The organism is Chryseobacterium sp. SIMBA_038, from assembly GCF_046535115.1.
In the GTDB taxonomy this organism is placed as follows: Bacteria; Bacteroidota; Bacteroidia; order Flavobacteriales; family Weeksellaceae; genus Chryseobacterium.
The window spans coordinates 1-246 of sequence record NZ_JAWRXH010000357.1 but is presented as its reverse complement, the minus strand read 5'-3'; the positions used below and the strand labels follow the sequence as shown (position 1 = coordinate 246).

Genomic DNA, 246 nt, shown 5'->3' with positions numbered 1-246 from the left:
CATTAAAACCATAATAGACACGGGTGTACTTTCTGCAGGTTTTAAGACTACACAATTTCCAGCAGCTAATGCCGGGGCTAGCTTCCATACCGCCATCAATATTGGAAAATTCCACGGGATAATCTGTGCGATTACTCCTAGCGGCTCATGTACAATTAAGGATACAGTATCTTTATCCAATTCGTTATGTGAACCTTCATCCGCACGAATCACGGATGCAAAATATCTGAAATGATCTATCGCAAG

General features: G+C 41.5%; 1 protein-coding gene. It reads right to left on the bottom strand.

The features are described 5' to 3' along the window. Positions 1-246, bottom strand: a 246-nt coding sequence (locus SB689_RS23885; RefSeq protein ID WP_410694513.1) for an aldehyde dehydrogenase family protein, incomplete at both ends; no start/stop codon positions are given.